This window comes from Proteus sp. GOKU (assembly GCF_015475555.1).
GTDB lineage: Bacteria > Pseudomonadota > Gammaproteobacteria > Enterobacterales > Enterobacteriaceae > Proteus > Proteus mirabilis_B.
Map to the genome: position 1 here is coordinate 3,999,876 of NZ_CP034105.1, position 12,203 is coordinate 4,012,078.

Consider the following 12,203-nt stretch of genomic DNA (forward strand, 5'->3'; position numbering starts at 1 on the left):
ATTTTAAATCGATTCAATTAAAAAGATTTAAAACAACATTTCATTAATTTTGTGATATTGTCATTGTTTTCAAAATGCATAAAAAAGTAAGTTTAAAGAAGATCCATAAAAAGCCATAAAGTACTCATCATGTTATCGCGTGCTCAGATACCCAATAGCATACACAAAACCATGACGGCTATTTATCTCTATCTACTTTAAATTCAAAGTGATACACACATAAAAAATATCAAATTTAGATATTTTTCATTTAAAAATACTGTGATTAGCAACACGTTACATGATGAAAACTCGTTAAGCTTATTGAATCATCATCGCTAATCGCTATAATTTTTGTAGCATTTCAAATATAATGAAACAATAAATCATTTTTTAGGACTCACAATGTCTGAAATAGAAAACACTCCTGATTCAGTTTCCTCTGTACTCAAAGTATTCGCTATATTACAAGCACTTGGCGAGGAAAAAGTGATTGGTGTGACAGAGTTATCCTTGCGGATCATGATGTCTAAAAGCACCGTCTATCGTTTTTTACAAACGATGAAAACGTTAGGGTATGTTTCCCAAGAAGGTGAAACAGATAAGTATTCTCTTAACTTAAAATTATTTGAGTTAGGCGCAAAAGCACTTGAAAACCAAGACTTGATTAAACTTGCTGATGAGCAAATGTATCGCCTTGGAAAACTAACCAAAGAAACGCTTCATCTCGGTACATTAGACGAAGACAGCATTGTTTATCTGCATAAAATAGACTCTGAATACAATTTACAGATGTATTCTCGCATTGGTCGTCGCCGTCCACTTTATAGCACTGGGCTAGGTAAAATTATGCTTGCTTGGCTTCCAGAAACGGAAATTCGCGCTATTTTGGCTAATGTGACTTTTGAACCTTTTACAAAATACACACTGAAAGATATCGATGCTTTACTTGTTGAATTAGAACAAGTTCGCAAACAAGGTTACGCAGAAGATAAAGAAGAAATGGAACATGGCTTACGTTGTTTTGCTGTGCCTATTTATAGCCGTATGGGCAGAATTATTGCCGGCCTTTCTTTATCTCTACCTTTAATTCGTTTCCAAGAAGAGAATAAAGTTGCGTTAATCGCGCAATTACATGAAGCAGCAGCAAATATTTCTGCTGGATTAGGTTTCCACGACTACCCTTTTAGCTACACAGACACCAATGTCTTGGCTGAAAACATTTAAAAATCAAACCTAACTCTTTGTTTATAATGAAAATCCATTAATAATATATTAATGGATTTTTTTATTCTTCTTTGTCATAACGAACCCTGTAATTTCGCTTTATAGAGTTTAAAAATAGTTCGGCTATTCACAACCAAGAAAAGGCTTTCTTGTACTATTCCACCAATTGAACCTGCCCAAATATTATGCGTTAACCAACATAACGTACTGGTTAACATACACAATCTAAGCACAATACCGTTAAAGCGAAATAGTGCATAGGTTGTTAATGTCGTCGCGAATAACGTTAAGAATTGTATTGGATGGATGATTTTTGGGATCACTAAAAACCATGCTAAAGCAATAAAGATCAACATGATCCCAATATTACGCGAATAGCCCGATACCCAATTTCGGATTGCACAAAGTAAACAGTTAATAGCTCCGACTGTTGAGCCTATCAAAAAGAAATGAATAGACATCAAAAGGCCATTGAGCGTGAGCTGAAATCTCAGTTTGCTATCTTGTCGTTGCATAAAGGCAGTTGCACCAATAAGGCACCCCAGAACACCAATACCTTGGGCAAACCAATAATTTTCAAAAAACATGCAACCCCCTTATCACAGCTCAACGAAAAAAGGCGCCTTTGGGCGCCTTCTTCAACAATAGCGTATTAACGCGCTAGCCAACCACCGTCAACTGCGATGGTATAACCATTAACATAATCAGAAGCCGAAGATGCTAAGAAAACAACAGGCCCCATCATGTCACTTGGAACGCCCCAACGCTCAGCCGGAATACGCTCTAAAATAGCCGCATTACGCTCTTCATCAGCACGTAGAGCCGCAGTGTTATTTGTTGCCATATAGCCCGGAGCGATAGCATTCACGTTAATGCCTTTACTTGCCCATTCGTTTGCTAACAAACGGGTTACGCCCATAACGCCACTTTTAGATGCGGTATAAGACGGCACACGTATGCCACCTTGGAATGAGAGCATTGATGCGATATTAATAATTTTACCGCCAGTGCCTTGAGCGATAAATTTTCTAGCCACCGCTTGAGACATGAAAAAGAGACTTTTAATATTGAGATCCATAACATCATCCCAATCTTTTTCTGTAAAATTAATCGCATCTTCCCGACGAATGATACCGGCATTGTTGACTAAAATATCAACATGTCCGAAATGAGCGACGGCTTTATCCACCAGCCCCGGCAACTCATTTGTTTTACTCACATCAGCTTGTAAACTTAAAAAACGACGACCAAGTGCTTCTACTTCAGCGATAGTCTCTGTCGGTTCAACAAGGTTGATCCCCACAATATCGCAACCAGCTTGAGCAAGCCCCAATGCCATACCTTGGCCTAAACCTGTATTACAGCCAGTTACAATGGCGACTTTACCTTTCAGATCAAATGCATTCAGGATCATACTATTACCTCGAATATAGGAAATATGTACCACCAATTCATATACTTGGTGGCTACTTTATTATGAGTAATACATTTATCTGATTAGCGCAGATCGCGAACCGCAACGTGGTCCATATCGCTAAAGACCTGATTCTCACCCACCATACCCCAAATAAAGGTATAAGCTTGTGTTCCAACACCTGCGTGAATAGACCAACTTGGTGAAATAATGGCTTGCTCGTTGTGAACTAATAAATGGCGGGTTTCATCTGGTTTACCCATCATATGGAATACCGCTGCATCTTCTTTCATATTGAAATAGAAATAGACTTCCATACGGCGTTCATGTGTATGGCAAGGCATGGTATTCCAAAGACTTCCTTCCTCTAGCTGGGTCATACCCATTACTAATTGGCAGGTCGGTAATACGTTAGGAACTAAGTATTTATAAATAGTACGGCGATTACTGGTGCTTGCATCCCCTAATGTTTCAGGAGAAGCCTGATCTTGTGTGATTTTACGTGTTGGATAAGTGGTATGTGCGGGTGCGCTGTTATAATAGAATTTAGCTGGATGAGCGGAGTCAACGCTCTTAAAGCTGACATCGCGAGCGCCTTTTCCTACATAAAGGGCTTCCGCTTTACCCACTTCATAATTTGTGCCATCAACCGTAATCACACCTGCGCCACCAATATTAATAAGGCCTAATTCACGGCGCTCTAGGAAGTAGGTGACACCAAAAGACTTACCTAACTCATTAGAAAAAGTAAGTGTAGAGTCCACCGGCATAATTCCGCCAAATACAATTCGATCAATATGACTATAAGTCATCGTCAGTTTATTAGGGCTAAAAACTTCTTCTATCAGAAACTCGCGGCGCAGGCCTTCTGTATCTAGTTGTTTGGCATGGTCGCTATGAATGCTTTGACGAGTTTGCATAATGAACCTCAATTCCTAGCCTTGATAGGCATTAATGATAATGTGTGAAAATGCATCACTTTTATAGGGACACGATATCAATAAAAAACACAACCATCAATAAAAATATAAAACATTGTTTTATTTTTTTGAACATATCGTTCTTTTTATAGGAAAAGGCATTTTTTTACCTCTTAAATAAAAAAGAGCCACTCAATAGAGTGGCTCCTGATATAACTGATAAAGACTTATTTATGGATACTTGATGACTTTATTTATAGCTCTGTTTAATTTCTTTAGAAATCGCTAATCCACGTTTCGCTTCTTTCTCAGCAAGTTCAACGGATAAACCGATATAAGAACGAGGATCAAGCATTGCCTTAATTTCATCAGCATTAAAGGCCGCAGTAATAGTTTCATTCTTCATCAGGTTAGTATAAAAATCTTCACCGTCTGCAGCCGTTTTAATGGCTTCTTCATATAACAGTGAATGCGCTTTATCTTTACCTAATTTTTCTGCCATTTTCATCATAACGTATTCGGTATTATCTAAACCCTTATTTCTCATCACGTTATGTAGCATTCTCTCTTCATGAGGAACGATGGTTCTTGAAAGCTCTTCCGTTCTTAATAAGATTTCTGTTGTTAATTCTAATGCTTCTTCAATTAAGCCATCGAATAACATATAAGAACTGCTGTCACCTTCATAAGGTCTTACCGCAGAGTACATACCAACATTAGGTAACGAGTACAGTTTCTGTGAGTTAGCAATAATACCTTTCGCCAATTTTGGATTAATTTTATGAGGCATCGTGCTACTACCCACAGTGCCTTTTGTAAACCCTTCAGAAACCTCAGCAATTTCCTCTAATGTGGTGCTATAAACTTCTTCACCAATTTTATGGCAGATATTTGCCATCAGTGCCAAGTTCATCATGTACTCTAATTTATGCGTACTTAGGTTACGTGATGGGACTTCCATTGCTTGCATACCCACTAATTCAGCAACGCGTTTTTGTACTTTCATTCCCACTTCAGGCATTGAGTTAAAAGCACCTACTGCGCCACCCATCATAATGGTGAATACACGTTTCTCACTCTCTTTCATGCGCTGGTAGCAATCAATAAAATCGCTGATCCACACTGAAACTTTATATCCGTAAGTAATAGGAATAGCATGACGACCGTGTGTTCTACCTGCCATTACCATATGTTTTGTTTTTTCAGCGAGATTTGACAAGTTTTCAATAATTTCGCTCAACAATAACATGAACTTATCGTGTACTGTTTTCATCATATACAGCTGTGAACTTTGCTGTATGTTTTGCGTAGTAATGCCGTAATGCACATATTTACCGCTCTCTTCAGAGCATGCATTCACCAGTACTTTTAAGAAAGGCACAAAGCCATGACCGATTTTTTGATAAATACGGTTCATCTCTTCGAAATCGATATTCTCAATAATCGCCTTTTCTTTAATTTCATCAGCGGCAGACTGTGGAATAAAACCGTGTTCAGCTTGTGCTTGCGCTAACATTGCTTCAAACATCAACCAAGTTGAATATTTAGCTTCATTGGACAGCAGATTTTTTATACCGCGATCGTCGATTGTTTTACTTTTAGAATCGTATAACGCTCTCATCATGTATCCTTTTATTTCTTCATTGCTTCATCAACAGCATTGCGAACAAATTCGACTTTAGGGCCATAAACGACATGGACATGGTTTGCTGCCGGAAAGAAGAATGCTGTACATCCAGACTCCAACATTAATTCTTTATCTATTTGATTAACTTCATTAATGTCGATACGTAGTCGTGTAATACAGTTATCAACATTACGAATATTTTGTTTGCCACCTAACGCTTGGATTAAAATCTCTGCAATTTCGCCATAACGCTTTTCTTTGATTAACGTATTTTTCATATTGCTTGATTCTTCTCTACCCGGTGTTTTGATATCGAATTTGACGATAGCCCAGTAAAAAATGAAGTAGGTCACAACAGCAAGCGCACTACCAATCAGCACTAAGAAGATCCAGTTCGTGTGTTCGTACAGTAAACCAAAGATAGTGAAGTCAAAGACTGTGCCTCGGATATAACCGATCGCAACACCTGCAAAAGAGAGCAGAACTGCACCAATACCCACGATAATCGCGTAAATTAAATAAAGTAACGGTGCGATAAAGACAAAGGTAAATTCAAGCGGTTCGGTAACGTTACCTAACATTGCAGTTAAGACCATCGTCACCAGCATTGATTTAACTTCAGCACGGTTCTCTTTTTTCGAGGTTTTATAAATCGCTAATGCAATCGCCGGGAATAAGAACAGCGTCACCAACATTTGTTGCTGAGCCATAAAACGTGTCAGGCTTGGCATCATTGCCCAATATTCACTGCTTGGCCCTTGGTTAAATAACACTTCTGTCATTGCTGGAACAACGCCCACATAGGTTTGTCCATCAATCACATAAGAACCACCGGCTTCGGTAAATCTAAACAGAACGTTCCAGACGTGGTGTAAACCAAATGGAATAAATAGACGCTCACCACCTGCGGTAAAGAAAGGTCCGACAGGACTTAAGAAGACAGCCGAGAGCTTAGTTAAGCCCATCACTAATACTTCCCAAATAAATGGCAGTAATGCACCTACACAGATCATCAACCCGACCATAATAATGGCGACAGATTTTTTCCCTGAGAAGAAGGCAAATGCAGTCGGTAATTCAAGGTTATAGAATTTATCTGTTGCCCATGCGGCGATTAATCCTGTGATAATCCCCCCTGCGGCACTGATATTCATGGTTTGTATACCAAGCACCTTGATTTGCCCCACCTGCGTCATAATCGCAGGATCAGCAAGTTTTCCTGTCAATACCAACCAGATATTGATAGTACTTATCAAGGTTAAATAGCCGACAACGGAGGCAAAGACCGCGATCCCCTTATCTTTGTGGCTCATACCATATGCCACACCCATTGCAAATAAGAGTGGAATATTGTCAAACACTACGCCTGCAATAGTACGGATACTGACTAATAGAGCATTAACTGTTTCATTTCCTAAGAAAGGAAAGCGTGCAATCATATAAGACTGAACTAAAGCACCACTGATCCCTAAGATCATACCAATAGGTGCCAATACGCCGATAGGTAGAAGTAGGGTTCTACCAAAGCGCTGAATAGATTCGCTGAACTTTTTCCTGGCCATATTTTTTTCCTTATGACTTCTCGAATATAAAAGAATTACCGAGGTACTCTATCTTAGGGATTATAGGAAATGAATGACGCGCTGGTTTTAAATATTATCTCAGGTCATACTTTATGACTTAGGTCTTTTTATTAATTATCGACTTAATAAAGAACAGTGAATAAATCATTTTATTCTATTAAATAATATTTATTTTAGGACTTGGAAGTAAGATTGAAAAGAAAGGCTATTTTAGAATAAACGATGATTAATCTGACGAGATATATTAATACTATTCACGCTTTAATCATTAAAAAGAGTATTTAGTAATGAAATATAGGCACTGTTATCTCTTTTTAAAGTAGATTTTCCAGCTCATTAATCAGTAAATCCACCAGCATAAAAAAGCCAATACGGGATTTAGTATCATCTTTTTTAGTATCATGATTATCAGCAAAACAAAATAGAGCATGAGTTGCATAAGTGGTTAATTCATTGGTATTAAATGCCGTCATACTAATGATATTGGCATCTTTTAACTGCACAATTTTTGCTGTCTCGATGATTTTTTTAGTCCCACCAGAAAGAGAGATAAAGATAACTGTGTCGTCTTCATTAACAAGACGTGTAAACGAATCAGATAAGTTGTAATCATTAATAAAAAAGCAATGTAGACCTAATGCAAACAATAGATGCTCAAGGTAATACCCTACCGCTTTGCTCGTACCTCTTGCGACAATAAAAATATTTCTAGAATGGCGTAAGGTTTTCGCGCACTCCTGAATTTGTTCTTCATTAATTAAGGTAAATGTTTTATGAATGTTTTTTTCTAATTGTTTTTTATAAGATGCTGCATTAGTTTTTTCGACTTTATTTCTCGTCAGAATATAATTATTAATTTGGAATTTAAGCTCTTTAAATCCACTAAATCCTAACTTTTGCGATAAATTAATGATAACCGTTTTTGATACAAAGGTTTTAGCGACTAAATCATTAATATTTAAATACGGAATATCCGCAATATTATCGGTGAGATATTTTAATACTTTCTTTTCGCTGATGGTTAAATTGTCATAATTTTTTAAAAAATCCAGCATATCTCACCCAATAAATTAATCTAAAACATCTTATGAAAACAGCACGCATCAAAAAAGCAGTTCTGTTCTTTTTGCGAGTTTATGTGAAATAAAGTGCATAACGAGTATACGTTAAATCATACAGTTATGTAGGAGCAGAGTAGTATTTTGTGAATTAGGATAATATTGAGCCCATTTTTTAATGAGCTCAATGCGTGTTATTCGTTACCCCAGCGATTAAGAAACATGGCGATATCATCAATGCGTTTTTTATCAATACCCGCTTCTTTTGCCATCTCTTGCTGTGCGTTCTCACTAATTTCTTCGTTATTCATTAATCGAGTAAGTAGCAACTGGAAGTAGAGAGCAAGCGCATCTTCTTCTGCTTCAGCAACTGGCTCTGTCGATTCCATCGCATACTCTTCGACCATATCATAATATTTAAAGTGGATTTCATTGTTCATAAGTTGTCCCCAAGGATTAACGTTTATACTCACCATATTCGAATTACCAAGAGTATATCTCTACATTCGCCTGTTGACCTAAAATTCGCTATCATCCACTTCCTTCTTTTTTGCGGATAAGCTGATGTCTACGATTATCGATACTTTTATTGCTCCACCTTGCCATGATGAAATCGAGATCCTTTATCAAGACGAACACTTAGTCCTTATCAATAAACCGACAGGATTATTGAGCTTATCAGGAAAAAATCCACAAAATAGAGACTCAGTACATTATCGATTAGTGAAGCTATTTCCGGGATGTACTCTTGTTCATCGACTTGATTTTGGTACATCTGGATTGATGGTTGTGGCACGCAATAAAGCAATCAATGCCCTTTTGTGCCAGCAATTTAGCCAGCGCAGTGTAACCAAAATATATCATGCACTACTGTGTGGGCATGTGGATGATAATGAAGGCATAATTGATGCACCAATTGCAAAAGATCCCGCTCTATTTCCACGCATGTCAATTTGCCCGATTAATGGCAAGCCTGCACGCTCTCGTTATCACGTTATTGAGCGTTTTTATCATACGTTAGAAGATGGGACGTTATTGCCTTTAACGCGGGTACAATTTGTGCCTGAAACAGGAAGGACACATCAACTTCGTATTCACAGCCAGTTTATAGGACATCCTATTTTAGGTTGTGATTTATATGGTGGATGCGATAGCGATTTCATTAAAGTGATGGAAGGAACTGAACGGACTCCGCGACTGATGCTTCATGCGAGTGAACTTCATTTTGTTCACCCCATTAGCCAAGCGCCAATAAAAGCGCACAGCAAGAGTCCGTTTTAAAAATCGATAATTACAGTTTAAGTGCTTTTATTGTTTCATCGATATCAAGTTCATCTTCAGTGAAAACGATTTCTGTTCCGTGCATTGTGGTGATCGCAAGCTTTCTTAACGTGCGCATATTATTAGAGTTATCCGCTGATTTTGGTCTGATACTATTCATTAAAGTACCAACAGAAAGTACGGTGTTTTCTTTATTGATATGCGTATCTGCGGACACATCTTCACTAAAAATTCGAAATGATTTAATGGAGGTCAGTTTAACTCGCTCACCTGCAATATAAACGTATTTGCTGTCTGGGATCACTTTCACCGCGTAAGCAGACAAGCCTTTGGTATTTGTAGTTGGCTCAAACGTGACATTTGCATCTGTCTTTATCAAAGCAGGGTTGGCAACTTTAATCACATGAAAATAACGGTTATCACCGTTTTCATCTTTAATAAATCCAAAACCTTTATCTTCAAACCACTTTGTGATTATTCCGTTCATTGCCATTATCGCCTACTTAATCGTTTATCTACAAAAATTTCCAGATGCAGTATAAAGCACAATGCTTATACAGACTATGCCTTTGAACTAATAAGCTACTTTACTGATTACCACATCAAATCATCTGGGATTTTAAAATCAGCATAAGGATCGTCTTCATCTTGTTCTGTCTCGCTAAGTGCGTTATTTAACAAAATACAATCCACATCTCTTTGTGTAATTTTATCCGCAACACTGGCTGGAATAATTGCGTATTCCGTTTTATCTGCATTATCCAGACGAGCAATAGCGAGACGTCCACTAATCAATTGAGATTGCGTCAGTTTATCCACCACAATATTTTTAATCACATTATTGTCAGTGAAGTTAAAATCAATATCGCCTTTTTTTGGTGTAATTCTATTCATTTCAATAAGTTGCTTAACTTGCGCTTTATACTCTTTCGATAAAGTTGCTTGTTTTTGTTGTTCACTCAGCAATTTATCGCGCTCAAGTTGAGCTTTTTTATTTTCTTCTACGGCTTCTCTCGCTTCTCGTGCCTGAACGCGTGATTTTTTTGCCGTTCTTTGGACTTTTGCCATTTTTTTACTGGTCACAAGCCCTGCTTTTAACATTTGCTCTTGTAAGGTAAGTTTTGCCATTTTTATGCCTAAATCTGATAAATAATTTTTGAAATTATACCTGTAATTTCTAAGAGTGCATTAGATTGTAAGATTGGAACTTTATTAGGGGAAATAGACATTGTGAGATTTGAACCTATCCGTACATTCAGAGTATATTGGAAAAACTATCGTCAAACTTTCTCTTATAACAGGTAATACTAACAATGGCTCTGATCCCAAAAAACTATGCACGGTTAGAAAGTGGCTACCGTGAAAAAGCACTGAAAATCTACCCGTGGGTATGTGGACGTTGTGCGCGTGAATTTGTCTATTCAAACTTACGTGAACTAACCGTTCATCATATTGATCACGACCATACCAATAACCCAGAAGATGGTAGTAACTGGGAGTTATTGTGTCTGTTTTGCCATGATCATGAACACTCTAAATACACAGAAGCAGACCAATACGGCACAACTGTTGTCGCCGGTGAAGATGCACAAGATGATGTAGGAGCAGCAACCTATAATCCTTTTGCTGATTTAAAGTCGATGCTCAATAAGAAAAAATAGTGAAGGTATTGTCTGCTTTGGTGTAAAGCAGTCAATCGGTTCCCCTTTTCACGCTCTTACACAGAATGGTGTATACTTGCCAACAAGAAATTTGTTCACGGTTAATTAATAATGAAAGAAATTGAAAAAGCAAAAATTAAACTCCTTAGCGACCGTTTAGACCTTATTAGTCATAAAATGGCAAGTATCTCACTGACGGAAGAAGCGGAAAAATACGCAGAGTTTGAGAAAGAAAAAGTAGAGCTGGAAGCTGAAATTGTTCGTCTGAAGGCAGTACGTAACAATAAACTAAGCAAAGAAGCACAGAAATTAGAGAATATGCCATTCAAACGCCTCATCACTAAGAAAGAACAAGCTGATATTGGTAAGCTGAAGAAAGCTGTGCGAGGCTTGGTAATTGTCCATCCAATGACGGCATTAGGCCGCGAAATGGGTCTAGAGGGAATGACCGGTTTTTCTAAGACTGATTTCTAGTTAGATAATTAGCTCAACTAAAACCTGTAATGATCGACTAATACTGAAAGGTTCTTAATATACTTTTCGTTGTTATGAACCGTCAGTTATCCTGATAAAAGATTAGGAAGTAAAGTATCACGAAAGCTTGAAAGCTACTTCTTCTGCTTACTTGCTTTCAGCAAGTCTTTTAGCGCTGCAATATTCGCCCTTGCCCCTTCAGCCTTTCATCCTCCATCACAAACCCTTTGATCAAGTACTGCTCCAGCGTTTGCGTTGCCCACTGACGAAATTGTGTTCCGCGAACAGAGCGGACGCGGTAACCAACAGCAAGAATGGCGGGTAAACTATAGTGGTCTATCTCTCTGGAAACCTGACGATTTCCCTCTAATCGAACTATCCGGAATTTCCGGATGGTTGCGTTTTGAGCAAGTTCTCCTTCAGAGAAAATATTAACAAGGTGCTCGTTAATTGTACGAACATCTTTTCCATACAGCTCAGCAATTGATGATTGAGATAACCACAGTGTATCGGATTCAAAACGGCATTCGACGCGAGTTTTACCATCTTCACTTCGAAATAAAACAAATTCACCCTGTGGTGCTTCAGGAAGATTTTCGCTCATTACACTGCCCCCACTCTATACGTTATAAATAAACCGTGAGTAACAATATACCATGTTTATCCAAAAAATAAGGGTGACTGTAAATAGATAATAAACTTATTATTTTTCCAAAAAACAATATGATAAAGAGATAACAAGAGGCTTTATTGGGAAGTGATAAAACAAGAAGTGGCGGAAGATCACAGGAGTCGAACCTGCCAAGGACCGCTGGCGGCCCCATCTGGATTTGAAGTCCAGCCGCCCCACCGGGGACGATGATCTTCCATTTTTGAATGGGTCAAAAGGAAATAACGGGATGATTATACGCTGAATTATTTTTAATCCCAAGTGCATCAAATCAATAAAACCCCTTTCAAATAAAATAATCCCGTTTTT

At 37.9% G+C, this 12,203-nt stretch carries 13 protein-coding genes, 1 tRNA gene and 1 pseudogene; 4 read left to right on the forward strand and 11 right to left on the reverse strand.

What is annotated here, in order from left to right:
* The first annotated feature begins 384 nt into the window (after positions 1-384).
* Positions 385-1,206, forward strand: coding sequence for a DNA-binding transcriptional regulator KdgR (kdgR, locus tag EHE21_RS18245; RefSeq protein ID WP_088494232.1), 822 nt, complete (start codon positions 385-387; stop codon positions 1,204-1,206).
* 74 nt (positions 1,207-1,280) lie between these two features.
* On the opposite strand, the gene EHE21_RS18250 is transcribed toward kdgR, so the two are convergent.
* From EHE21_RS18250 to EHE21_RS18280, 7 genes are all read right to left on the reverse strand, one after another.
* The gene (locus tag EHE21_RS18250) at positions 1,281-1,793 is read right to left on the reverse strand and encodes a YgjV family protein (protein WP_194951473.1); all 513 of its coding nucleotides are present in this window, start codon (positions 1,791-1,793) and stop codon (positions 1,281-1,283) included.
* Positions 1,794-1,858: 65 nt separating this feature from the next.
* A complete protein-coding gene (gene kduD, locus EHE21_RS18255; protein ID WP_088494230.1) occupies positions 1,859-2,620 on the reverse strand; it encodes a 2-dehydro-3-deoxy-D-gluconate 5-dehydrogenase KduD in 762 nt (253 codons plus the stop codon).
* A gap of 83 nt (positions 2,621-2,703) precedes the next feature.
* Positions 2,704-3,540 carry a 5-dehydro-4-deoxy-D-glucuronate isomerase gene (gene kduI, locus EHE21_RS18260; RefSeq protein WP_166540459.1) on the reverse strand — a complete coding sequence of 279 codons (837 nt, stop codon included), beginning with the start codon at positions 3,538-3,540 and terminating at the stop codon, positions 2,704-2,706.
* A 250-nt stretch (positions 3,541-3,790) separates the two neighbouring features.
* Positions 3,791-5,161: a class-II fumarase/aspartase family protein gene (locus EHE21_RS18265; RefSeq protein ID WP_194952725.1), complete on the reverse strand. Its 1,371-nt coding sequence runs from the start codon at positions 5,159-5,161 to the stop codon at positions 3,791-3,793.
* Between the two features lie 11 nt (positions 5,162-5,172).
* Positions 5,173-6,729 (reverse strand): PTS transporter subunit EIIC, encoded by a 1,557-nt coding sequence (locus tag EHE21_RS18270; RefSeq protein ID WP_088494227.1) that lies wholly within the window; start codon positions 6,727-6,729, stop codon positions 5,173-5,175.
* Between the two features lie 335 nt (positions 6,730-7,064).
* The gene (locus tag EHE21_RS18275) at positions 7,065-7,805 is read right to left on the reverse strand and encodes a MurR/RpiR family transcriptional regulator (RefSeq protein ID WP_098941581.1); all 741 of its coding nucleotides are present in this window, start codon (positions 7,803-7,805) and stop codon (positions 7,065-7,067) included.
* 197 nt (positions 7,806-8,002) lie between these two features.
* Entirely contained in the window at positions 8,003-8,248 is a 246-nt protein-coding gene (locus tag EHE21_RS18280) for a DUF2543 family protein (RefSeq protein WP_088494225.1), read from the reverse strand.
* A 124-nt stretch (positions 8,249-8,372) separates the two neighbouring features.
* On the opposite strand from EHE21_RS18280, the gene EHE21_RS18285 reads away from it, so the two are divergent.
* Positions 8,373-9,089 carry an RluA family pseudouridine synthase gene (locus tag EHE21_RS18285; protein WP_194951474.1) on the forward strand — a complete coding sequence of 239 codons (717 nt, stop codon included), beginning with the start codon at positions 8,373-8,375 and terminating at the stop codon, positions 9,087-9,089.
* Between the two features lie 10 nt (positions 9,090-9,099).
* On the opposite strand, the gene EHE21_RS18290 is transcribed toward EHE21_RS18285, so the two are convergent.
* Entirely contained in the window at positions 9,100-9,582 is a 483-nt protein-coding gene (locus EHE21_RS18290; protein ID WP_194951475.1) for a cold-shock protein, read from the reverse strand.
* Positions 9,583-9,683: 101 nt separating this feature from the next.
* On the reverse strand, positions 9,684-10,217 hold the full coding sequence (locus EHE21_RS18295) for a DUF2058 domain-containing protein (protein WP_194951476.1): 534 nt from the start codon (positions 10,215-10,217) through the stop codon (positions 9,684-9,686).
* Positions 10,218-10,402: 185 nt separating this feature from the next.
* On the opposite strand from EHE21_RS18295, the gene yajD reads away from it, so the two are divergent.
* Positions 10,403-10,750: an HNH nuclease YajD gene (gene yajD, locus EHE21_RS18300; RefSeq protein WP_006534437.1), complete on the forward strand. Its 348-nt coding sequence runs from the start codon at positions 10,403-10,405 to the stop codon at positions 10,748-10,750.
* A gap of 111 nt (positions 10,751-10,861) precedes the next feature.
* Positions 10,862-11,224, forward strand: coding sequence for a YibL family ribosome-associated protein (locus tag EHE21_RS18305; protein WP_194951477.1), 363 nt, complete (start codon positions 10,862-10,864; stop codon positions 11,222-11,224).
* 196 nt (positions 11,225-11,420) lie between these two features.
* Here EHE21_RS18305 and EHE21_RS18310 read toward each other — a convergent pair.
* Together EHE21_RS18310 and EHE21_RS18315 are read right to left on the reverse strand one after the other, a co-directional pair.
* Positions 11,421-11,828: pseudogene (locus tag EHE21_RS18310) on the reverse strand (virulence RhuM family protein); the annotation flags it as partial.
* 169 nt (positions 11,829-11,997) lie between these two features.
* A tRNA-Sec gene (locus tag EHE21_RS18315) sits at positions 11,998-12,092 on the reverse strand.
* Positions 12,093-12,203: the final 111 nt, after the last annotated feature.

Excerpts from the sequence above, each read along its gene's own strand:
- kdgR (WP_088494232.1), top strand. The coding sequence starts at position 385 with ATGTCTGAAATAGAAAACACTCCTGATTCAGTTTCCTCTGTACTCAAA.
- EHE21_RS18250 (WP_194951473.1), bottom strand. The coding sequence starts at position 1,793 with ATGTTTTTTGAAAATTATTGGTTTGCCCAAGGTATTGGTGTTCTGGGG.
- kduD (WP_088494230.1), bottom strand. The coding sequence starts at position 2,620 with ATGATCCTGAATGCATTTGATCTGAAAGGTAAAGTCGCCATTGTAACT.
- kduI (WP_166540459.1), bottom strand. The coding sequence starts at position 3,540 with ATGCAAACTCGTCAAAGCATTCATAGCGACCATGCCAAACAACTAGAT.
- EHE21_RS18265 (WP_194952725.1), bottom strand. The coding sequence starts at position 5,161 with ATGAGAGCGTTATACGATTCTAAAAGTAAAACAATCGACGATCGCGGT.
- EHE21_RS18270 (WP_088494227.1), bottom strand. The coding sequence starts at position 6,729 with ATGGCCAGGAAAAAGTTCAGCGAATCTATTCAGCGCTTTGGTAGAACC.
- EHE21_RS18275 (WP_098941581.1), bottom strand. The coding sequence starts at position 7,805 with ATGCTGGATTTTTTAAAAAATTATGACAATTTAACCATCAGCGAAAAG.
- EHE21_RS18280 (WP_088494225.1), bottom strand. The coding sequence starts at position 8,248 with ATGAACAATGAAATCCACTTTAAATATTATGATATGGTCGAAGAGTAT.
- EHE21_RS18285 (WP_194951474.1), top strand. The coding sequence starts at position 8,373 with ATGTCTACGATTATCGATACTTTTATTGCTCCACCTTGCCATGATGAA.
- EHE21_RS18290 (WP_194951475.1), bottom strand. The coding sequence starts at position 9,582 with ATGGCAATGAACGGAATAATCACAAAGTGGTTTGAAGATAAAGGTTTT.
- EHE21_RS18295 (WP_194951476.1), bottom strand. The coding sequence starts at position 10,217 with ATGGCAAAACTTACCTTACAAGAGCAAATGTTAAAAGCAGGGCTTGTG.
- yajD (WP_006534437.1), top strand. The coding sequence starts at position 10,403 with ATGGCTCTGATCCCAAAAAACTATGCACGGTTAGAAAGTGGCTACCGT.
- EHE21_RS18305 (WP_194951477.1), top strand. The coding sequence starts at position 10,862 with ATGAAAGAAATTGAAAAAGCAAAAATTAAACTCCTTAGCGACCGTTTA.